General features: G+C 60.2%; 20 protein-coding genes. 11 read left to right on the top strand and 9 right to left on the bottom strand.

The window, feature by feature from the left end; translation table 11 throughout:
• Positions 1-15 precede the first annotated feature (15 nt).
• Both speB and ACR0C5_RS01950 read left to right on the top strand, forming a co-directional pair.
• Positions 16-957: an agmatinase gene (gene speB, locus ACR0C5_RS01955; protein WP_480874169.1), complete on the top strand. Its 942-nt coding sequence runs from the start codon at positions 16-18 to the stop codon at positions 955-957.
• Positions 958-1,029: 72 nt separating this feature from the next.
• Complete coding sequence (locus ACR0C5_RS01950) at positions 1,030-1,437, top strand: DUF1499 domain-containing protein (protein ID WP_480874166.1); 408 nt, start codon at positions 1,030-1,032, stop codon at positions 1,435-1,437.
• Here the strand turns inward: ACR0C5_RS01950 and ACR0C5_RS01945 are convergent.
• Positions 1,378-1,665: a hypothetical protein gene (locus ACR0C5_RS01945; protein ID WP_480548228.1), complete on the bottom strand. Its 288-nt coding sequence runs from the start codon at positions 1,663-1,665 to the stop codon at positions 1,378-1,380. The two genes, ACR0C5_RS01950 and ACR0C5_RS01945, sit on opposite strands and share 60 nt — an antisense overlap.
• Before the next feature lie 63 nt (positions 1,666-1,728).
• Here ACR0C5_RS01945 and prfA point away from each other — a divergent pair, with 63 nt between their 5' ends.
• The 3 genes from prfA to ACR0C5_RS01930 all read left to right on the top strand — a co-directional run bounded on the left by prfA (position 1,729) and on the right by ACR0C5_RS01930 (position 4,439).
• A complete protein-coding gene (gene prfA, locus ACR0C5_RS01940; RefSeq protein WP_480874165.1) occupies positions 1,729-2,784 on the top strand; it encodes a peptide chain release factor 1 in 1,056 nt (351 codons plus the stop codon).
• On the top strand, positions 2,781-3,626 hold the full coding sequence (gene prmC / locus ACR0C5_RS01935) for a peptide chain release factor N(5)-glutamine methyltransferase (protein ID WP_480874162.1): 846 nt from the start codon (positions 2,781-2,783) through the stop codon (positions 3,624-3,626). The genes prfA and prmC overlap by 4 nt, the downstream gene beginning before the upstream one ends.
• Before the next feature lie 237 nt (positions 3,627-3,863).
• On the top strand, positions 3,864-4,439 hold the full coding sequence (locus ACR0C5_RS01930) for a DUF4167 domain-containing protein (protein ID WP_170774436.1): 576 nt from the start codon (positions 3,864-3,866) through the stop codon (positions 4,437-4,439).
• A gap of 55 nt (positions 4,440-4,494) precedes the next feature.
• Here the strand turns inward: ACR0C5_RS01930 and rsmA are convergent, their stop codons facing one another.
• The 5 genes from rsmA to lptG form a co-directional block, all read right to left on the bottom strand.
• A complete protein-coding gene (gene rsmA / locus ACR0C5_RS01925) occupies positions 4,495-5,337 on the bottom strand; it encodes a 16S rRNA (adenine(1518)-N(6)/adenine(1519)-N(6))-dimethyltransferase RsmA (protein ID WP_170788717.1) in 843 nt (280 codons plus the stop codon).
• Positions 5,338-5,418: 81 nt separating this feature from the next.
• Complete coding sequence (pdxA, locus tag ACR0C5_RS01920) at positions 5,419-6,384, bottom strand: 4-hydroxythreonine-4-phosphate dehydrogenase PdxA (RefSeq protein ID WP_480874158.1); 966 nt, start codon at positions 6,382-6,384, stop codon at positions 5,419-5,421.
• Entirely contained in the window at positions 6,381-7,568 is a 1,188-nt protein-coding gene (locus tag ACR0C5_RS01915) for a peptidylprolyl isomerase (protein ID WP_480502493.1), read from the bottom strand. Before ACR0C5_RS01915 ends, pdxA begins: the two co-directional genes overlap by 4 nt.
• A gap of 56 nt (positions 7,569-7,624) precedes the next feature.
• A complete protein-coding gene (locus ACR0C5_RS01910) occupies positions 7,625-9,787 on the bottom strand; it encodes an LPS-assembly protein LptD (RefSeq protein WP_170788715.1) in 2,163 nt (720 codons plus the stop codon).
• Positions 9,787-10,887 carry an LPS export ABC transporter permease LptG gene (lptG, locus tag ACR0C5_RS01905; protein ID WP_170782531.1) on the bottom strand — a complete coding sequence of 367 codons (1,101 nt, stop codon included), beginning with the start codon at positions 10,885-10,887 and terminating at the stop codon, positions 9,787-9,789. The genes ACR0C5_RS01910 and lptG overlap by 1 nt, the downstream gene beginning before the upstream one ends.
• A 231-nt stretch (positions 10,888-11,118) precedes the next feature.
• On the opposite strand from lptG, the gene ACR0C5_RS01900 reads away from it, so the two are divergent.
• Genes ACR0C5_RS01900 through ACR0C5_RS01890 form a run of 3 tightly spaced genes read left to right on the top strand, consistent with a single transcriptional unit; the run spans position 11,119 to position 14,127 of the window.
• The gene (locus ACR0C5_RS01900) at positions 11,119-12,585 is read left to right on the top strand and encodes a leucyl aminopeptidase (protein ID WP_480874155.1); all 1,467 of its coding nucleotides are present in this window, start codon (positions 11,119-11,121) and stop codon (positions 12,583-12,585) included.
• 4 nt (positions 12,586-12,589) lie between these two features.
• Positions 12,590-13,048: a DNA polymerase III subunit chi gene (locus ACR0C5_RS01895; RefSeq protein ID WP_480874152.1), complete on the top strand. Its 459-nt coding sequence runs from the start codon at positions 12,590-12,592 to the stop codon at positions 13,046-13,048.
• A gap of 32 nt (positions 13,049-13,080) precedes the next feature.
• Complete coding sequence (locus ACR0C5_RS01890; RefSeq protein ID WP_170788711.1) at positions 13,081-14,127, top strand: aldo/keto reductase; 1,047 nt, start codon at positions 13,081-13,083, stop codon at positions 14,125-14,127.
• Positions 14,128-14,215: 88 nt separating this feature from the next.
• Here ACR0C5_RS01890 and ACR0C5_RS01885 read toward each other — a convergent pair whose 3' ends face one another.
• Entirely contained in the window at positions 14,216-15,202 is a 987-nt protein-coding gene (locus ACR0C5_RS01885; protein WP_170788710.1) for a GlxA family transcriptional regulator, read from the bottom strand.
• A gap of 131 nt (positions 15,203-15,333) precedes the next feature.
• Between ACR0C5_RS01885 and bcoG the strand changes: the two genes are divergently transcribed.
• From bcoG to ACR0C5_RS01870, 3 genes are read left to right on the top strand one after another with little or no spacing between them, the layout of a single operon-like run.
• Positions 15,334-16,248 carry a 3-dehydrocarnitine:acetyl-CoA trimethylamine transferase BcoG gene (gene bcoG, locus ACR0C5_RS01880; protein WP_480874148.1) on the top strand — a complete coding sequence of 305 codons (915 nt, stop codon included), beginning with the start codon at positions 15,334-15,336 and terminating at the stop codon, positions 16,246-16,248.
• Positions 16,249-16,296: 48 nt separating this feature from the next.
• Entirely contained in the window at positions 16,297-17,778 is a 1,482-nt protein-coding gene (locus tag ACR0C5_RS01875) for a carnitine 3-dehydrogenase (protein ID WP_480502489.1), read from the top strand.
• A complete protein-coding gene (locus ACR0C5_RS01870; RefSeq protein ID WP_480874145.1) occupies positions 17,775-18,536 on the top strand; it encodes an SDR family oxidoreductase in 762 nt (253 codons plus the stop codon). Before ACR0C5_RS01875 ends, ACR0C5_RS01870 begins: the two co-directional genes overlap by 4 nt.
• Here ACR0C5_RS01870 and ACR0C5_RS01865 read toward each other — a convergent pair.
• Positions 18,533-18,715: a hypothetical protein gene (locus tag ACR0C5_RS01865; protein ID WP_170354385.1), complete on the bottom strand. Its 183-nt coding sequence runs from the start codon at positions 18,713-18,715 to the stop codon at positions 18,533-18,535. The genes ACR0C5_RS01870 and ACR0C5_RS01865 overlap by 4 nt on opposite strands.
• 71 nt (positions 18,716-18,786) lie before the next feature.
• Entirely contained in the window at positions 18,787-19,647 is an 861-nt protein-coding gene (locus tag ACR0C5_RS01860; RefSeq protein ID WP_170774410.1) for a helix-turn-helix domain-containing protein, read from the bottom strand.
• Positions 19,648-19,753: the final 106 nt, after the last annotated feature.

Here is a 19,753-nt window from a genome sequence, read left to right as displayed (position 1 = left end):
GGGAGAGATACGGGCATGACACAGTTTAACCAACCCCTCAGCGGCAATGATCTGGCGCGGTTTTCGGGGCCGAACACGTTCATGCGCCTGCCGCAGGCGGAGTCTCTGGCGGGGCTGGATGTGGCCGTGCTGGGCATTCCGATGGATATCGGCACCTCGTGGCGGTCGGGCACGCGGTTCGGGCCAAAACAGATCCGCGCCGAAAGTGCGATGATACGGCCCTATAACATGGCCAGTTTTGCCGCGCCCTTTGACAGCCTTCAAATCGCCGATATTGGCGATCTTGCGATCAACACGTTTTCACTGGCAGAAAGCCTGAAGATCATCAAGGAAAGCTATGACGCCATTCTGGCGCAGGGGGTGACGCCAGTTGCGATGGGCGGCGATCATTCGATCACCCTGCCAATCCTGCGGGCGATCGCGGCCAAGCACGGGCCTGTGGCGCTGGTGCATGTGGATGCGCACGCCGACGTGAATGACGAGATGTTTGGCGAGCGTGAAACCCATGGCACCGTCTTCCGCCGCGCCTATGAAGAGGGCCTGATCGTCCCCGACAAGACCTTTCAGATCGGCATTCGCGGCTCGGGCTATGCGGCGTCAGATTTCACCCAGGCCAAGGGCTGGGGTTTCAAGCAATTCCCCGCGTGGGAGTTGTGGCAGCAGAACCTGACGGTAATCGGCGCACAAATTCGCAATGAGATCGGAGAGCATCCGACCTATATCACCTATGATATCGACAGCCTTGATCCGGCCTTTGCGCCCGGCACCGGTACGCCTGAGATCGCCGGATTGACCACGCCGCAAGCTCTGCAATTGCTTCAAACTTTGAGTGGGGTGAACGTGGTGGGCTGCGATCTGGTCGAGGTGTCTCCGCCCTATGACCCTGCGGGGACGACGGCGCTGACGGCGGCAAACCTGCTTTTCGAACTGCTATGCATCCTGCCTAGCGTGACGTAACGGTAAAGGGGCGCTTTGTGCCTTGTCGGGCGCTAAGAACCAAATAGGTTCTGCGGAAACACGAGGTTCAGGATGAAGAAGATGGTCGTTTGGGTGCTGGTCGGGGCTGTTGTGGCTCTGGGGGTTTATATCCGTCTCGCACCCTCTGACTCTGCCCAATGGCATATACCGCTGACTGCAACGGCGGATACGGATATGCAAGGCGGCGTCATTCGCATCGTTGAAACCGGGCCGGAAGGTCTTGCCCGACTGGACGACATCGCGCAGGCCACGCCGCGCACTACCGTGCTGGCCGGGTCGGTGGATGAGGGGATGATCACCTACATTACCCGCAGCAAAGTGATCGGCTTTCCCGACTACACCACGGTCCAGCAAGACGGCGATACCCTGCGCATCCATGCGCGCCTGCGCTTTGGGCGATCAGATTTTGGGGTAAACCGTAACCGTGTTGATGAGTGGCTTGCTGCGCTCCAACCCTGAGGACAAACACCCCTCGGACACCTCGCGCCACATTGGCACGTTCAGCGACATCTGACACTGTGCCATGAACATGCGGCCATCGACCTGCAAGCAGATCATCTCACCCAAATCCACGCGTGCACCTGATTTGTCTGTGCAATAGCAGTCGCGCACCTTGCCGTCCGGCCCGACGTAATCCGCCATGGCAGGCACCGCAAACAGCGATAAAACGAAAACCAACCCCTTCATGTCGGCTATCTTAGCACAAGCTCGGCCCTTGACCAAAGCGGCATATTAGGGGACACCGCCCAGATGATCCCCGAAGAACGCCTTGAGCAGATAACCCAGCGATTCCAATACCTCGAAGCGGCCATGTCCGATGGTGCCTCGGGTGGAGATATTGCGGCCTTGGCCAAGGAGTATTCGGATCTCAAGCCTGTGGTTGATCAGATCATGGCCTGGCGGCAGCTGCGGGCCGATTTGGCCGAGGCCGAGGCAATGCTGGCCGACCCCGACATGAAGGAATTGGCCGAAGAGGAAATTCCTGATCTTCGGGCCCGTATCCCGCAAGCAGAACATGCGCTGCAATTGGCGCTGTTGCCCCGAGACGAGGCCGACGCACGCCCAGCGATGCTGGAAATCCGACCGGGCACGGGTGGGGACGAGGCCGCATTGTTCGCAGGCGATCTGTTGCGCATGTATCAGCGTTACGCCGAGGCGCGCGGCTGGCGGTTTGAGATCATCGAAGAACAGGCCTCCGATCTGGGTGGCATCAAAGAGGTGGTGGCCCATATCAAGGGCGAGAACGTCTTTGCCCGGATGAAGTACGAATCCGGCGTGCACCGGGTGCAGCGCGTGCCCGAAACCGAAAGCGGGGGGCGGATTCATACCTCGGCAGCCACCGTGGCCGTTTTGCCCGAGGCTGAGGATGTGGACATTCAGGTCGACGCCAATGACATCCGTATCGACACCATGCGCAGCTCGGGCGCGGGGGGACAGCATGTGAACACTACCGACTCGGCGGTGCGCATTACCCACCTTCCGACCGGGCTGGTTGTGACCAGTTCCGAGAAATCCCAACACCGCAACCGCGAGATTGCTATGCAGGTGCTGAAAACGCGCCTCTATGACTTGGAGCGCCAGCGGATCGACAGTGAACGCTCAGCCGATCGGGCCAGTCAGGTGGGGTCCGGGGACCGCTCTGAGCGGATCAGGACCTATAACTTCCCGCAGGGCCGCATGACGGATCACCGTATCAACCTGACGCTTTATAAGTTGGATCATGTGATGCAGGGCGACTTGGACGAAATCATCGACGCGCTCACCGCTGACGATCAGGCGCGTTTGCTGGCCGAGATGGCACAATGAACGGGCCGCAGACAGCGGCTATGGCGATGGTTGCCGCGACGGCGCGGCTGCGTGCGGCGGGGGTCGATGATCCGGCGCGCGATGCACGTGTTCTGCTTGCCCATGCCGCCCGGATCGAGGCCAGTCGTGTCACCCTGATCGCGCCAGAGGAATTGGCTCTGGAAATCGCCGAACGTTATGACCAGCTGATCGCGCTGCGGGCCATTCGGGTGCCGGTGTCGCATCTGCTGGGCGAGCGTGAATTCTATGGCCGTAGGTTCCGGGTCAGTCGCGATGTTCTGGACCCACGCCCCGAGACAGAGACCTTGATCGAAGCCGCCCTGAGCGAGCCGTTCGATCACGTTCTGGACCTGGGCACAGGTTCGGGCTGTATTCTGATCACTCTGCTGGCTGAACGCACCAGCGCGTCCGGTGTTGGCGTTGATCTGAGTGAATCGGCCTGCCTGCAAACCAGTGCGAATGCCGTGCAGCATCAGGTACAAGACCGGGTGGAGGTTCTTCAATCCGATTGGTTTGGAAACATTGAGGGTGAATTCGATCTTATTGTCTCGAATCCCCCGTATATTTCGCTGTCCGAAATGGAGGCGCTGTCCCCGGAAGTGCGCGAGCATGAACCGCGCATGGCTCTGACCGACGAAGGGGATGGGCTTGGGGCGTATAGACGCATCGCCGCCGGTGTGCCTGATTTTCTATTACCGGGCGGGCGGTTGCTGGTGGAAATTGGCCCGACGCAGGGCGCTGCCGTGGCGGCGCTTTTTGATGCGGCAGGTTTGTCTGAGACGCGCGTTATTCCTGATCTGGATGGGCGCGATCGCGTCGTTTTCGCCAGAATGCCGCAATGACGACACGTTCTGAGGCCGATTTCTGCCGATTGATGTAAAAAATCAGCGAAAAATGGGACAAACCCCTTGTCTGAACCTGCCGGACATGTTTACTCAGGAATAGTCAGCGAGGTTGACGCCGTTACAGCGCGCCCCTGACGCCAAGCCCAAAAAGTCGACACCGCGTCACAGCTAAAACCTTTGAGCAGTGTACGTCGCGAGGTGATCGACATCGTAAGACAAGGCTGACGAAAGTAGATGAGATCTTCAAAATCCCGCTCGCGGGCCAAGAATAACCGCAATCGTCCTTCTGGCGGCAACGTTGTAAACCGGGTCTTTGACAGCTCGGGGCCGGAAGGCAAAGTGCGAGGCACGCCCCAGCAGATCATTGACAAGTACAACCAGCTTGCCCGCGATGCGCAGCTGTCCAATGACCGTGTGGCCGCCGAGAATTTCCAGCAACATGCCGAGCATTACCTGCGCCTGCTGAGCGAAGCCCAACGCGAGATGGAAGCCCGCCGCGAAGAGCAAGAGCGTCAGAACCGCGAACGCCAGGCCGAACGTGACCGCGAGCGCGCCGAGCGTCAGGAACGTGAAGCAGCCCGTCAAGCCGACCCGGCAGAGGCTCCGCAGCCTGATGTGATGGGGTTCGCGCCCGAAGATGCGGCACCTGAATCCGGTCTGGTGGAGACACCCGAAAGCAAAGGCGGCGACGCCGCACCTGAGAAGAAAGAAAAACCGGCACGCAAGCCACGTGCGCGCAAGCCCAAGGCCGCGCCCGCAGCGGAAGAACCCGCTGCCGACAAGGGAGACGCCCCGGAGGCGGCTGAGTAATCGGTTTGAATAGCAAAGTTAGGCCTCGGGTTTCGACCCGAGGTTTTTTTGTTTCTTAGGGCTGCTTCACTGCACGAGCCAGAGCGCAGAAGGCTTCCAACGGGACCTGTTCGGCCCTTTCGGTGGGTTCTATGCCAGCAGCGCGCAACCTGTCTTCGATATCGGGGGCGACGCCTTTCAACGAGGCGCGCAGCATTTTGCGCCGCTGGTTGAAGGCTGCCGCGACAACGCGGGACAGGGTGGCTGCATCTGCCGGAAAACGAGGCTCGGGCAGGGCGGTCAGGTGGACCACCGCGCTGGAAACTTTTGGGGGTGGCGTAAAGGCACCCGGCGGCAGGGACATGGCGATCCTTGCCTCGGCCCGCCATTGCGCAAGGATGGCAAGGCGGCCATATGCTTTGCTGCCGGGTTGGGCGACGATCCGCTCGGCCACTTCGCGTTGGAACATAAGGGTGAGGCTTTGCCAGAACGGGGGCCATTCCGGCGGGGTCAGCCAGCGCACCAGCAATTCGGTGCCCACATTGTAGGGCAGGTTCGCGGCAATACGAATGGGGGGCGTCAGGTGGGCGAGCGGATTGATTTCAAGCGCGTCGCCGTTGATAACCTCTAGCCTTCCAGGATAGGCGGTTGCGATCTCGTTGAGAGCCGCGATGCAGCGGGTGTCTTTTTCGACGGCGACGACTTTACGGGCGCCTTCGGACAGAAGCCCACGGGTCAGGCCGCCGGGACCGGGGCCGATTTCCAGCACGTCACATGTAGTCAGATCACCGGCCTGACGGGCGATCTTGGCAGTTAGGTTCAGATCCAGCAGAAAATTCTGGCCCAGAGATTTGCGGGCCGAAAGCTGGTGTGCAGCGATGACTTCGCGCAGTGGGGGAAGGGTGTCGATGGCGCTCATGATCCGATTACCGTGGCGCGGGTTGAGGCGGTGCGCCAGTTTTTGTGCCTCCGGCGGGGATATTTTCAGCCAGGTGAAGGGTCAAGTGCTTTGCGCCATGCGTTGGGCAAGCTTCAGGGCCTCGATCAGGCTGGAGGGGTTGGCGATGCCTTGCCCTGCAATATCCATGGCGGTGCCGTGATCGGGTGAGGTGCGGATGAAAGGCAGGCCCAGCGTCACGTTCACGCCCCGGTCGAAATCCAGCGTTTTGATCGGGATCAGCGCCTGGTCGTGATACATGGCGATGGCCGCGTCATAGCGGGCGCGGGCAGCGGCGTGAAACATCGTGTCGGCGGGGTGCGGGCCGGTCACGGTGTAGCCATCGGTGGGCAGCGCGTCGATCAGGGGGCCGATCCAGTCCAGTTCCTCATGCCCCATTTTGCCGCCTTCGCCTGCGTGAGGGTTGAGGCCCGCGATGGCGATGCGAGGGTTCGGGATGCCGAATTGGGTGCGTAGGCCATGCGCGGTGATCTCGATCGTGTCTTGCAGGAGGTCAGGGGTCAGTTCCGCCGGGACGCGGGACAGCGGAATGTGGATCGTTGCGGGCACCACACGAAGCTGGTCGCTGGCCAGCATCATCACCACCCGTTTGCAACCAGAAAGCGCCGCCAGAAACTCGGTATGGCCGGGATAGGCGAAACCGGCGCCGTCGATCAGAGCCTTTTTGTGGATCGGTGCCGTACACAGCGCAGAGGCCGCACCGGATTGGACCAGGGATACGCCAAACTCGATTGCATCAATGACACCTGGCGCGTTGGCGGAGGCAGGGCGGCCGGGAAGAGCGGATTCGGGAAAGTCGAGCTGTAGGACGGGCAGGGCCGTGGTGCTAAGCTTCATTGCCTCGGCCGGATCCGAAATTTTTGCGGTCGGGGTCCCGCCCGGCAAATGCGCTGCGTCTCCGATGAAGAAGAACGGGCAGGTGTCGCGCAGCTCGGCCCAAGCTTTTGCTGCGATTTCCGGGCCGATACCGGCCGGGTCACCGCAGCTTAGCGCGATAGGGGCTGTCATTGCTCGACGATCGTGGCGTCGGCGCGCAGCTGCTCCAGAAGGCTTTCGGAAAAGGCTTGCAGGCGCTGCTGCGTCAGGGCGTTGGCGACGTCTGCCCGCGATGTTTCTTCTCCACGGTCCAGTGTGCGCGTGCACAGCATCAGGAAGCGCAGTGTCTGACCATTGTTGCTGGTCAGGGTCGTGGACACCTCGTTGAGGTCCAGCTTGGCCAGTTCCAGCGCTATATCGCGCGGAATCTCGGCTGGTGCGGCCTCAATCCGTTCCAGAACTTCTGGGGGCTGATCCTGTGCGATACCGTAGAGATCGTCGCAGGTATCGACCTCTTCACGCAATTCGGCTGCGCGCGCGAGGGTTGCCGGGCTGCGTCCGCCTGGCAGATTGTAGATTGCGTAATCGACCTTGGAGTACTGTGGCGCGGCTGTTGCGCTTTCCCGGATGCCCCGCATCTGAAACAGTGCGACGGCGTTGGACAGGGATATGGGTTGGGTGATGTCACCGGTCTTCAACCCAAGAATAACCGGCTGCAAAGCGGGCGGAAGCTCGGTCAGGTTCAACCAGTCCAATTGACCGCCATTGGTGCGGGTGCCGGCGGCCGAATATTGCGTTGCCGCCGCTGAAAAGGCATCGAACCCTTCAACCAGAGCGATTTCGTCGGCCAACAATTGCACTTGCGGCAGAGTCTGCGGTGTCACGGGGATGATGATTTCGGAGAGCAAAACCTGAAGGCCGCCGCTGCCCGATTGGCCCAGGGCACGGTTAATCTCATCCTCGGTCGGGCGCGCTTGCGAGATAAACCGGGCGCTGATGAAATCACGCCACGAGAGTTGGTCGGCGATAAAATCACGTACGGTTTCACGTGATACCCCGGCATCAGCAAGGAGTTGCAGGAATTCATCGCTGGAAAGCTGGCCGCGTGCTGCGAACTCGTCAATGCCCAGTTGAACGGCCTCGGGGTTGGCCGAGATTCCGGCCTGACGCATGACCTGTCGGCGTAGACGGTCATCAATAAGGGCCTGGCGGACTTCTTCGTCTGATGCGCCCGGCGCGCCCAGAACGGTCAGGAATTGCTGCCGTTGATCCAGTTCGTACCAGGTGACGATATCCTGATTGACCTTGATTGCAGGCGAGAACAGGCTTTGGGCCTGCGTTTGCGGAGCGACGAAAGCAAGGACAAGCGCGGTCAAAACCGGAGCAACCGGTTTAAGCCAACCGGAACGAAGGAAACTTGAGAAACCTGGAATCAACTGCATCTTCTCTTGAACTGTTGGCCACTGCCTTCAACGGAATATCCCGTCAAAGCTACGGTAAAGCCGAATTCTGTCGAAGGCTCAATACTTGATGACGAAGTAAAGCGCCTGCTGACACTCATGTTAACTTGTACGCATTCGTTGCGGTAGGTGACGCCAAGCCCGTATCGGATCGGCTCGGATTCACTAATATCATATCGGGCGAGGGCCTGGGTCAGCCAGTTTTGGTCGATTGTATAGCGCCCGTCCAAACGTATTTCCGATATCTCGTCGTCGATATTTTCATCCGGGTCGGGTTCTTGCCAGACGTAACTTCCTACGATCCCAACGGTTTCCCTTTGCCAGGCCGCGCGCATCTCGGCCTTGGCGAAGCTGAAATCGCCGTTCAACAGACCGCGCCCCGCGAGGGACCAACCATTGGCGGTTTGCAGCTGCCCGGCCAGCAACAGATCGGACGAGGTTCCCTGCAAGCCCGAGGTCAGGTTGAACTCGGGGTCTGCATCTGCGCGATAGACCTGCCCGACTGTAACCAACGCACGGCGACCATTGCCCGCATATCGGGACCAGTTGAGCCCGAATACGCCCGTGACCCCATCCTCGCGCCTGTCGGGTGCGGGAAAGCGCGACAGGGACAAAAGGTTCCCTTGGTCGAATTCCTGAAAGGTGCTTTCATCCAGCGGCACATCATTGGTCGAAACCTGGGTCCAACCGACCTGCGCAATCGGCTCCAGCACCTGTGTTGCCCCGCTTTGTTCGCGGCGTGCCATCGGATAGCGCAGGGTCAGCGCGGCGCGCGGCGTGGTGCGCGTCACCTGATCGGGAAAATTGCTGTCATGGCGAATGTTGAATGTGTCCACAGACGCACCCAGTTGCGCGTCGGCACGCAGCCCGGATGCAAAAGTCCAGCTGCGAAGCCATTCCGCATCGAATGTCGCCCGTGCGACGTCGCGGCCCAGCACGTCTTCGTCGCTGGTGCGCTCATGCGCGTGGGTCTCGACGCCTAGCCGTACTTCGCCTCCGACCGATTTGGGAAACAGGCGTTTCTCGTAGAACAGATCGAAGATGCGCGATGGGATTTCATCCTGATCTTCACTGTCGCGCAGGGTTTTGAAGTGGATAAAGCTGGTGCGGAATGCGGTATCGCGCTCGTACCGTTCCAATGCAATTTCACTGCGCAGGCGGTCGAATTCGGGCAGGCCATAATCGGCCAGATACGCGTCGTCCGACGTGGTTTGCAGGTTGAAACTGAGCAGATATCCGTCGTTAAGCCCAAAATATCCGTTTGCAAATAAGAACCCGCGATCCTCACCGGGTTCCAGGTCGTCACGTGTATACGCGCCATCAATTTCGATCCGCCCCCGCTTGAACGCTTGCCGATAACGGTAGCCCAGCGTTTTGGTTTCTGGCGAGATATAAGGCGTCAGCGTCAGATCCCGGTGATCACCCAACTTGAAGAAATAGGGAACCTGAACTCCGGTTCCAAGCTGCGATGTGGTGCGGATCGACGGCACCAGAAACCCCGTGGCGCGGTCCAGCGTCGGATCGGGAAGGCGCAGATAAGGGAAGTAGAAGACAGGCAGGTCCAGAATCCTGAACTGTGCGCCTTCGAAGTATAGTTGCCGCTCCAGCTGGTCATGCGTGACTTTCCGCGCCCGGATTTGCCAAAGAGGCGGCCTGCCGTCCGAACAAATATGACAGGATGTGGCCGAGACCTTGTCGAACTGCGTATACCGTCCGCCCGCACGTTTGGCCTGAACGGATGCGATCTGCACCTGCTGTTCGAACACCATCCGCGCACCTATCAGCAGGCCGTTTTGGATGCCGCTGTCCAACGTGGCCGAATCCGCCAGAATCGTGGTTGTCCCGGCCTGATCAATGCGCACGGGGCCTTCCAGATTCAACTCGCCGGTGTCGCGGTTATACGTGATCCGGTTGGCGGTGACTTTGGCGTCGCCCTGAAACGCCTCGACATTGCCCTCAGCCACCAGAACGCGGTCGGGGGTGATAAAGATCTTGTCGGCCACCAGCAACGCCGGTTCATCCTGTTGCTCCTGATCCTGCACTGGGGCGGCTGTGGGCTGTGCTTGCGCTGTCGCAGCTACGGGCAGTGTGAGCGCGACGGCACCAGACAACAATAAACGCGCGAAAAGACGCATCAGCCGTCCTCCGCGTGTAAAAGGAGGCCGAGCGACAAAAGAATGGCTGCAAATGGCGGAGCCCAGGCCGCGACGAAGATAGGCAATTGTCCGTTTTCTCCCAGAATTTGGGCAAAGTTTCTTACGAAGTAGATGGCGAACCCCAGCAAAACCGCCGACAGTACGGCGATCCCGGTGCCTCCGAACCTTACATGGCGCATTGTGAAGGCGGCCCCGATCAGGACCATTGCCACTAGAAAGAAGGGCCGGGCAAGCTGAACTTGCAGCCAGACCTCATATTGTTTGGTCGAAAACCCCGCTTCACCCAAATCGCGGATCAGTTCTGGCAGGTCATAGACCGACACGGATCCCTGATCGCCCAATGTATCCAGAATACGCTGACGGGTGAGTGAGGTCGGAATCTCCAGCCTTTCATGCTCTGTCGCGTTGGTTTCCGGATTGACGCCTTGGATCAACGGCCAAACCTTTGCGTTGCTGAGGATCCAATTCCCGTCCTTAAGCTCAGCCGCGTCTGCCTGGATCTGCTGGTTCGGTGTCCCGTCAGGTGAAAAGGTGATGATCGTCACCTCGTTCAGGACCAAAGTGTTCCCATTCGCGGTGCCCCGCGCGTGGATCACCGATTGTCCATTGCGCGAGCCCTGTCGCAACCACAGGCCTTCGCTGCTGATCGAAAAGGCCGAACTTCCGTTGTTGCGGTAGCTGTCGGACAGGCGTTGATATTCCTCGGACGTGGCAGCCGCAATGGGATTCAGCAGGGCGACCGCTCCTGCGCCGATGACCAGCGCCAGCGTGGCGGGCGCGAGCAGTGCGCGAATGCCTGACCGACCGATGGCGCGTGTCACCACCAGTTCCGAACTGCGGGCCAGACCGACAAAAAGCGCGATTGTGGACAGGATCACCAAAAGGGGCAGCATCTCGCTGATGGCAGCGGGGGTATTCAGCAGGGTCAAATGCAGCAACCGTCCGAAGGACAGGTTTTCGTCGTCAAAGCGGCGCACCTGTTCGATCAGGTCGATCAGAATCAGCAGGGTCAGGAAAATCGCGCCGATGACCAGAAAACTCTGCATGAATCGGCGGGCGAAGTAGCGGTCGAGGATCATGCCGCCCCTCCTGCCGGACCAATATTTGCGGGAGGCAATGGGTCGGATTCACCGCAGGCCGCGCTTATATGCGACGGCATATGCCTGCCCCGTCTTACCACTGCACTCTCCCACCAACCTGCCGGAATTTTTTCGCGACTGTACTGCAAATGCCTGTCGGGGAAAACTGCTATCTGGTCAAGCCGGGCAGCGCGGGCTAGGTCTTGGGAAACAGATTTTCAGGAGTTCGCCATGAGCAGTCTTATCCCGATCCAGTTTCAGTCTTTCGACATCGACGTAATGGCACAGGCCGAGGGGCGCGTGGCGATAATCATCACGGACGATGGTAAGATGGGCCCAGCGGCACGGCGTGCCAATCGTCTGACCCGTGGAGCCGTCGCACGACTGGTGGAAAGCGAACGCTTCGGCAAGGTGAAAAGCGGTGACGTGATCACGCTGGCTTGGCCCGGAGGAATGGTGGCCGAGGCACTGGACATCCTGATTCTGCCCCGCCGTCCTGATCCGGCCGAGGCCCGCAAGGGCGGTGTTGCGCTGGCCAAACTGGCAGGCGGCAAAGCGCTATTGGTCATGGCGGCGAACCAGATTAGGACCGAGGAACTGGCCCTTGGTATCGCCCTGCGCAGCTATGATTTCGATGCGCACAAGACAAAAGACGCCGACGCGGCCGCTCCGGTCACGATCGCGCATCAAAAACCCGATGAGGTCGAGGTGGCATTTGCGCCGCTCTACGCCATTGCCGACGGCGTGCGTATGACGCGCGACTTGACCAATGAGCCTGCAAACGTTCTGACCACCACCGAATTCGCCAATCGCTTGGTCGAAATGCAGGAACTGGGCCTTGAGGTCGAGGTTCTGGAAGAGGACAAGCTCGAAGAGCTGGGGATGCGCACATTGCTGAGCGTCGGGCAGGGCTCGGTTAGTCCCTCGAAGGTTGTGGTGATGCAGTGGAACGGTGGCGACAAGGGCGATTCTCCGCTGGCGCTGGTGGGCAAAGGCGTTGTGTTCGATACCGGCGGGATTTCGTTGAAACCTGCGGGTGGCATGGAAGACATGACCATGGATATGGGCGGCGCAGGCGTTGTCGCTGGCACCATGCGCGCGCTGGCCAAGCGCAAGGCCAAGGCCAACGTGGTCGGCCTAGTTGGGCTGGTCGAGAACATGCCCTCGGGCAATGCCACGCGTCCGGGCGATGTCGTCAAGTCCATGAAGGGCGATACAGTCGAGATCATCAACACCGATGCCGAGGGCCGTTTGGTCCTGTGCGACGTGATGTGGTACGCGCAAGAACGCTTCAGCCCTGTAGGCATGGTCGATCTGGCGACCTTAACCGGTGCGATCATCATCGGTCTGGGGCATGAGAATGCGGGTGTCTTCTCGAACAATGACACGTTCTGCGAAGCCTTCCTGAAATCCGCCAAGGCCGAGGATGAGGGCGCGTGGCGGATGCCGTTGGGTGATGCCTATGACAAGCTGTTGAAGTCGCGTATCGCGGATATGAAGAACGTGGGCGGACGGCCGGCGGGCTCAATCACGGCGGCGCAGTTCCTGCAGCGGTTCGTGAAAGAGGAAACGCCGTGGATTCACCTGGATATCGCTGGTGTGGCCTCGGTCGCGTCCGAGACGTCTTATGCGCCCAAAGGGGCAACAGGATGGGGCGTGCGGGCGCTCAGCCGGTTTGTGCAGGACAATTTCGAGTAATCGGATGGGGGCTGTCTATTTCTACCACCTGACCCAACGCCCGCTGGAGCACACTTTGCCGGTGTTGCTGGACAAGGCGCGTCAGGCCGGGTGGCGGATTGCCGTGCGGGGCACTGATCCCGCACGGATGGACTGGCTGGATGAAAAACTGTGGCTGGGGCCCGAGGATGGGTTCCTGCCGCATGGTCTTGCAGGAGGCCCGCATGACGCGGATCAGCCCATCTTGCTGACCACCGGCCCGCAGGCTGGCAACGATCCGGCTTGTGTGATGGCCGTTGACGGTGCCGCTGTTGCCCCGGACGAAGTGAACGCTTTGGAGCGGGTATGCATCCTGTTCGACGGCAATGATGAACAGGCGGTGCAGCACGCGCGGGGGCAGTGGAAAGCACTGACTGACGCAGGTTGTTCGGCGCAATACTGGTCCGAGGCTTCGGGTCGATGGGAGAAGAAGGCCGAGGCTTAGGCCCTGCCGTACAGATTTCAGGAGAGTGATAAATGGAAATGAAGCCTTTGGGCCGCACCGGCATCATGGTGACCGATCTATGTCTTGGGACCATGACATTCGGAACCCAGACATCCGAGGCGGACGCCCACATTCAGATGGATATGGCGTTGGAGGCCGGGATCAATTTCGTCGACGCAGCCGAGATGTATCCGGTTAACCCGATCTCGGCCGAAACGGTGGGGCGCACCGAAGAGATCTTGGGGAACTGGAACGCGGCAAACCCGTCGCGCCGCAGTGACTATGTGCTGGCGACCAAACATTCAGGAGCAGGGTTTACGCATGCGCGGAACGGGTCTCCAATCTCTGCCCAAACCATTCCAGAGGCGGTCGAGGGATCCCTGCGGCGGTTGAAGACGGACTGCATCGACCTTTACCAATTTCACTGGCCAAACCGGGGCAGCTACATGTTCCGCCAGAATTGGACCTTTGCGCCGGCAGGTGACAACACCGACGAAGTGCTGGCCAACATGCAGGAGTGTCTGGAGGCGCTGCAGGTGCAGGTGAACAAGGGCAATATCCGCGCCTTTGGCCTGTCCAACGAAAGCGCTTGGGGCACCGCGCAATGGTTACGCTTGGCTGAGGCAGGGGCGGGGCCACGGGTGGCTTCGGTTCAGAATGAGTATTCACTGCTTTGTCGGCATTTCGATACCGATATGGCCGAGTTGAGCGTGCATGAGGATGTGGGATTGATGGCGTTCTCACCTTTGGCTGCGGGGTTCCTGACTGGTAAGTATCAGGGCGGTGCGGTGCCCGACGGATCGCGCATGTCGATCAATGCCGAGATGGGTGGGCGCAAGTCAGATCGTGTGTTTGACGCGGTTGCGGCCTATCTTGATATTGCAGATCGGCATGGGCTGGACCCGGTCCAGATGTCGCTAGCATGGTGCCAGACACGGAAGTTCATGTTGTCGGCAATATTCGGGGCCACGACGGTCAAGCAACTGGAACGTATCCTTGCGGGTAAGGATCTTGAGTTGTCCTCGGAAGTTTTGAGCGAGATCACCGCGGCCCATCGCGCCTTTCCGATGCCGTACTAGGTTTCGCGGTGGGTCGGGGGCTCTGCCCCCGCCGCCCTTTACGGGCGTCTCCCCCGGGATATTTTTGGCCAGATGAAAGCGGATCCGGTCAGTGATGGGTGGGGTGCGCGCGTTCTTGTCTTAGGTCACGGGCCGACAGGCCGTGGGCCGTGCGGAAGGCGCGGGCGAAGCTTGATTGCGAGGCAAAGCCTGTGGCTAGTGCTACGTCCATCAGCGGCATGTCAGTATCTGTGACCAGACGGCGGGCCTCGGCCAGGCGCAGTTGCAGGTAGTGGTCTTGCGGCGTGGTGTTCAGGCGCAGGCGGAATTGCTGTTGCAGGGTGCGGGGGCTGGTACCCAGTGTCTCGGCTATGTTGGTCAGCGGCAGGGGGTCATCCAGCGCGGATTGCATCAGGCTGTTGGCTTTGGCCGTCAGCGCTGTGTGGCGGTGTGGGGCGCCGGTGCGGCTTTGCGGTTTGCTGGGGTCGGGCGCGCCGTCATAGAGGAATAGGCCCGAGACGCGTGCGGCGAAGCCTGCGCCGTGGCGGGCGGCGATGATATGCAGCATCATTTCGACCGCTGGGATTGCGCCGCCTGAGGTGAGGCGGTTTTGCGAGACAGCGAACCGGTCGGGGCGGACGTCGACTTCGGGGAAACGGGCTGCGAAATTATCCAGATCTTCCCAATGGGTTGTTGCGGCGTGGCCGTCCAGCAGGCCTGCTTCGGCCAGTAGCCAGGGGCCTCCGTCGATGCCTGCCATTGTGGCGCCGGTGTTTGCGATCCGGCGTAGTCCAGCCAACAGACTGGGGGTTGCGTGGCGCGCCAGTTGGAAGCCTGCGACCACGATCATCAGGTCGCAGCTTTGCAGGCGCGCCAGCGGGATACCCGGTACGGTCAGTGCGCTGGTCAGCATCGCGGGCTCAGGCGTGGCAGTGACATAATCCCAGTCAAAGGCGGGGCGATCGGCCAGACGGTTGGCTGCGCGCATGGGGTCTACAGCGGATGCAAAACTAAGCGTGTTGCAGTCGTCCAGCACCAGCACAGCCGTTTTCAGGGCGCGATGTTCGGGTTGGAGGATGTTTTTTGCGGATTTCATCAAGTTCGATTCGCATTCTGGCAAGTGTTTCCACAAGCCTGCGTCAGAGTCGCAGGCAACGCAAATCGATTGCCGGGGAGAAGTCTGGGGAAAACTCAGGGCAAAACCGGGTATAAGCTGGGGAGAACGCCATGCCTTTGGAAATGAACCGCGAAGTATTTGTCACCTGTGCCGTGACCGGCTCGGGCGGAACGCAGGATCGCAGCCCGCATGTACCGCGCTCGCCGCAGCAGATTGCCGACAGCGCGATTGCCGCGGCCAAAGCAGGGGCGGCGGTGGTGCATTGCCATGTGCGCGACCCCGAGACCGGCGCACCCAGCCGACGGCTGGACCTCTATCGCGAGGTGACGGACCGGATTCGCGATGCGGATGTGGATGTAGTGCTGAACCTGACAGCCGGGATGGGTGGGGATATCGTGTTCGGCGGTGTCGAGAGCCCGTTTCCGGTGGCTGAGGGCACCGACATGATCGGCGCCTCCGAGCGCGTCGCACATATCGCGGAATGTCTGCCTGAGATTTGCACGTTGGACTGCGGCACCATGAACTTTGCCGAGGCGGATTACGTAATGACCAACACCCCAGGCGCGCTGCGGGCGATGGGGCAGATGATGACGGATATGGGTGTGAAGCCCGAGATTGAGGCTTTTGACACCGGTCATCTGTGGTTCGCCAAACAGTTGGTGAAAGAGGGAATTCTGGAGCCGAACGCTCTAGTTCAGCTGTGTATGGGCGTGCCGTGGGGCGCGCCGGATGATCTGAATACGTTTATGGCCATGGTGAACAATGTGCCCGACGACTGGACGTTCAGTGCGTTTTCGTTGGGGCGGAACCAGATGGCTTATGTGGCGGCCTCGGTGCTGGCAGGCGGCAACGTGCGGGTTGGGTTGGAGGACAATCTGTGGCTGGACAAGGGTGTTCTGGCCGAGAACTGGCAATTGGTCGAGCGTGCGGGGACCATTATCGAGAATATGGGCGCGAAGGTCATTGGGCCTGCTGAGGTGCGCGAGAAGCTGGGTTTGACCAAGCGTGCGCCGGCGGCGAAATAGGCGCGGTTTGGGGGCCTGCCCCCAAACCCCCGGGATATTTTTAGCCAGATGAAGAGGCGGATCGACGTGAAAACAGCGGCAATCATTGGTGGTGGTGTGATCGGCGGCGGTTGGGCCGCGCGGTTTTTGCTGAACGGGTGGGATGTTCGGGTTTTTGACCCTGATCCTGAAGCTGAGCGCAAGATTGGGGAGGTTCTGGACAATGCGCGGCGTTCGCTGCCGGGGCTGAGTGATGTTCCGTTGCCACCCGAGGGTTCTCTGAGTTTTCATGAAGATATGGTTGAGGCCGTGCAGGGCGCGGAGTGGATTCAGGAAAGTGTGCCCGAGCGGTTGGATCTTAAGTTGAAGGTTTACAAGGGGTTGCAGGAGGCGTGTGATCCGGGCGCGATCATTGGCTCGTCGACCAGTGGGTTCAAACCTTCGGAATTGCAGGAGGGTGCGTTACGGCCCGAACAGATCGTTGTGACGCATCCGTTCAACCCGGTGTACTTGCTGCCACTGATCGAACTTGTACCGACGGACAAGAACCCGCCTGAGATGGTCGAGCGTGCGCAGGGGCTCCTGAAATCGGTGGGGTTCTTCCCTCTGCACATCAAAAAAGAAATCGACGCGCATATCGCTGACCGGTTCCTTGAAGCGGTTTGGCGCGAGGCGCTGTGGCTGGTCAAGGACGGCATCGCCACCACCGAAGAGGTGGACGAGGCGATCCGTATGGGGTTCGGCATCCGCTGGGCGCAGATGGGCCTGTTCGAGACCTACCGCGTGGCCGGAGGCGAGGCCGGGATGCGGCACTTTATGGCTCAGTTTGGGCCAGCGCTGAAATGGCCTTGGACCAAGCTGATGGATGTGCCCGAGTTCACCGATGAACTGGTCGATATGATCGCCGATCAGTCGGATGCGCAATCGGGGATGCATACGATCCGCGAACTGGAGCGCATCCGCGACAATAACCTCGTGGGCATGATGCGCGCGCTCAAGGCGCAAAACTATGGCGCGGGGGCGGTACTGAACCAGCATGATGCGATGCTGAAACCCGGTGCGTTGCCTACGATCGATCAGGCTGATCTCAGCCAACCGATCCTGACCTTGTCGCGCGCTGTGCCGCTGGATTGGACGGACTATAACGGCCACATGAACGAGGCGCGTTATCTAGAGGCCTTTGCCGCTGCTACCGACCGGTTCATGGAGGTTATTGGCTGCGACGCGGACTATATCGCCTCGGGCGGCAGCTACTTCACCGCTGAAAACCACATCCGCTATGTGGATGAGGTTCATGCAGGCGCAAAGATACAGGTGCGCACGCAGATGCTGTTGGGGCAGGGCAAAAAACTGCACGTTTTCCACAGTATGTATGAGGGCGACAAACTGCTGGCCACGGGTGAAAGCTTTCTGCTGCATGTCAGTCTGGACACCCGCCGTCCAAGTGCTCCGTCGCCACAGATCGAGGCGGCCATGGCCCGCATTGCCGAGGCGCAGGCCGGGTTGCCTTATCCCGAAGGCGCGGGGGCGGCGATCCGTAAACCTGCATGAGCGGGCGGGTTCTGATCACGGCCGGGGCCTCGGGCGTCGGCCGGGCCATGGCCGAGGTGTTCGACGCCGTTGGGGCGCAGGTCTGGGTCGCCGATCTGGATGCCGAGGCGTTAAGCGCGTGCCCAGAGCATTGGAAACGGTCGCAGGTGGATGTGGCGGATGAGCCCTCGGTTGCTGCCCTGTTCGCCGAGATTGCGGCGCAATGGGGTGGGCTGGATACGCTCTGCGCCAATGCCGGGATCGCCGGGCCGACGGCGCTGGTCGAGGATGTGGCGCTTGACGAATGGCGTACCTGTCTGGCGGTCAACCTTGAGGGGGCGTTTTTATGCGCGAAATACGTGGCACCGATCCTCAAGCGTCAGGGCAGTGGGGCGATCATCATCACCTCGTCTACGGCCGGGCAATACGGATATCCCAATCGCGCGCCCTATGCGGCGGCGAAATGGGGTGTCATCGGGCTTGCCAAAACGCTGGCGATGGAGCTTGGCCCCCACGGCGTGCGTTGCAACACGATCTGCCCCGGCGCGGTCGAAGGTCCCCGGATGGAGGGCGTTCTGGCCCGCGAGGCCAACGCCAAAGGCATGACGCGAGATCAGGTGTATAACGGCTATGCCGCAGGCACCTCGATGGGGCGGTTTGTCGAGGGGCGCGACATTGCCGATATGGCCGTGTTTCTGGCGTCAGACGCGGCGCGGCTGGTATCTGGGCAAGTGATCGCGGTGGACGGGCATACCGTCAACCCCGACCCCAAGATTTAGCCCTGATTGGGACCACGAATCTGGCGGATGGTCTGACGGACCGCCTGCCAATCCTGTGCCTGTTGCATATTCCCGGCAGCCTCGCATTCGCGCATCTTCTGCGCGGCTTCAGCCTCGGCTCTGTCTCCGTGGGCGGAATATAAGGCCCGTGCGTATTGGGCGGTTTGCATTGCGTCCATTCCTGTGCTCCTCCGTTCATAATCGGAATGCGAAAGGGTTCGCGCCCAGCGACGTTAGCACAGGATTGAGTTCAACGCATACAGTCACGTAATGCGCGCAGATGGCCGGGAAAATCCCGCGCGGTGACGTCGGCCTCGCGGACCAGAGTGTCAAAATGGCGGGTGAACGTTTCGATCCGATCGCGGTCGCGGAACGCCATATAATGACTGCCCGCATAGAACACGCAGAGCAAGGGGCCAAAGATCGTGACTGGTGCCGAATAAAGCCTTTTTGCATCAAACAGATAGATGCGCAGGCGGGGATAGAGTTGGTCGCACAGAGCAAGTAGATGGTCGATCTGATCCTGACGTGTTTGCAGATCCAGCCCTCGGTAATATCCCGTTGCGCTTGCGAAGCTTTCGATTTCAAACAAAGGCATGGCAATTTCGTAGTCCGACTGCGCTCGGCGCATCCAGGTCAACCGGTCCTCAGATGCGCCGATGGCCTGATCTGCCGTCCGCCCCAGATGCGGTGCATACTCCCATTCCAGCACGGCGCGGGTCTTTAACATGTCCGGCAAAGTCGCTGGAACATAACGGATTTTGTATCCGGCGGCCTCTTGATGCCATTCGAATATCCGCTCATCCACCAACGCGCGGGCGGCCTCAGTCACAGTTAGCGCACCCGCCAAAAGTTCAGCCGCGCTTTCGGGTCGGTCCGAGAGCGACAGGAGCCAATCCGCCGAAACTCCCAGCGCTGACGCGCAGCCACCAACCACATGCGCATTCGGCAAACGAGCTCCGTCGCCGGTCAGAAGTTGCGACACGGTCGAGCGATCTACGCCGATGTTTCGCGCCAGAGCACTTTGGCTCACGTGCCGCTCCTCCATCGCGCGGGCAAGGCGGAGGCGGAACTGTGCGGCACGGTCTCGTTTGTCGATATTTTCGGACATGTGTTTGGTTTTATCACAGATGATGAATTTTGTTAATCACATTCAGAATGTTCACCATCTGCGTGATCCGTAATTCTTAAGCCATAACAAAAATATGGGTGACGGA

It is taken from the genome of Ruegeria sp. N8, from assembly GCF_056531325.1.
This window is presented reverse-complemented; position numbering and strand designations above follow the sequence as displayed.

Bases quoted from the DNA above. Each gene is read 5' to 3' on its own strand.
- speB (WP_480874169.1), top strand. From the start codon at position 16: ATGACACAGTTTAACCAACCCCTCAGCGGCAATGATCTGGCGCGGTTT.
- ACR0C5_RS01950 (WP_480874166.1), top strand. From the start codon at position 1,030: ATGAAGAAGATGGTCGTTTGGGTGCTGGTCGGGGCTGTTGTGGCTCTG.
- ACR0C5_RS01945 (WP_480548228.1), bottom strand. From the start codon at position 1,665: ATGAAGGGGTTGGTTTTCGTTTTATCGCTGTTTGCGGTGCCTGCCATG.
- prfA (WP_480874165.1), top strand. From the start codon at position 1,729: ATGATCCCCGAAGAACGCCTTGAGCAGATAACCCAGCGATTCCAATAC.
- prmC (WP_480874162.1), top strand. From the start codon at position 2,781: ATGAACGGGCCGCAGACAGCGGCTATGGCGATGGTTGCCGCGACGGCG.
- ACR0C5_RS01930 (WP_170774436.1), top strand. From the start codon at position 3,864: ATGAGATCTTCAAAATCCCGCTCGCGGGCCAAGAATAACCGCAATCGT.
- rsmA (WP_170788717.1), bottom strand. From the start codon at position 5,337: ATGAGCGCCATCGACACCCTTCCCCCACTGCGCGAAGTCATCGCTGCA.
- pdxA (WP_480874158.1), bottom strand. From the start codon at position 6,384: ATGACAGCCCCTATCGCGCTAAGCTGCGGTGACCCGGCCGGTATCGGC.
- ACR0C5_RS01910 (WP_170788715.1), bottom strand. From the start codon at position 9,787: ATGCGTCTTTTCGCGCGTTTATTGTTGTCTGGTGCCGTCGCGCTCACA.
- lptG (WP_170782531.1), bottom strand. From the start codon at position 10,887: ATGATCCTCGACCGCTACTTCGCCCGCCGATTCATGCAGAGTTTTCTG.
- ACR0C5_RS01900 (WP_480874155.1), top strand. From the start codon at position 11,119: ATGAGCAGTCTTATCCCGATCCAGTTTCAGTCTTTCGACATCGACGTA.
- ACR0C5_RS01895 (WP_480874152.1), top strand. From the start codon at position 12,590: ATGGGGGCTGTCTATTTCTACCACCTGACCCAACGCCCGCTGGAGCAC.
- ACR0C5_RS01890 (WP_170788711.1), top strand. From the start codon at position 13,081: ATGGAAATGAAGCCTTTGGGCCGCACCGGCATCATGGTGACCGATCTA.
- ACR0C5_RS01885 (WP_170788710.1), bottom strand. From the start codon at position 15,202: ATGAAATCCGCAAAAAACATCCTCCAACCCGAACATCGCGCCCTGAAA.
- bcoG (WP_480874148.1), top strand. From the start codon at position 15,334: ATGCCTTTGGAAATGAACCGCGAAGTATTTGTCACCTGTGCCGTGACC.
- ACR0C5_RS01875 (WP_480502489.1), top strand. From the start codon at position 16,297: ATGAAGAGGCGGATCGACGTGAAAACAGCGGCAATCATTGGTGGTGGT.
- ACR0C5_RS01870 (WP_480874145.1), top strand. From the start codon at position 17,775: ATGAGCGGGCGGGTTCTGATCACGGCCGGGGCCTCGGGCGTCGGCCGG.
- ACR0C5_RS01865 (WP_170354385.1), bottom strand. From the start codon at position 18,715: ATGGACGCAATGCAAACCGCCCAATACGCACGGGCCTTATATTCCGCC.
- ACR0C5_RS01860 (WP_170774410.1), bottom strand. From the start codon at position 19,647: ATGTCCGAAAATATCGACAAACGAGACCGTGCCGCACAGTTCCGCCTC.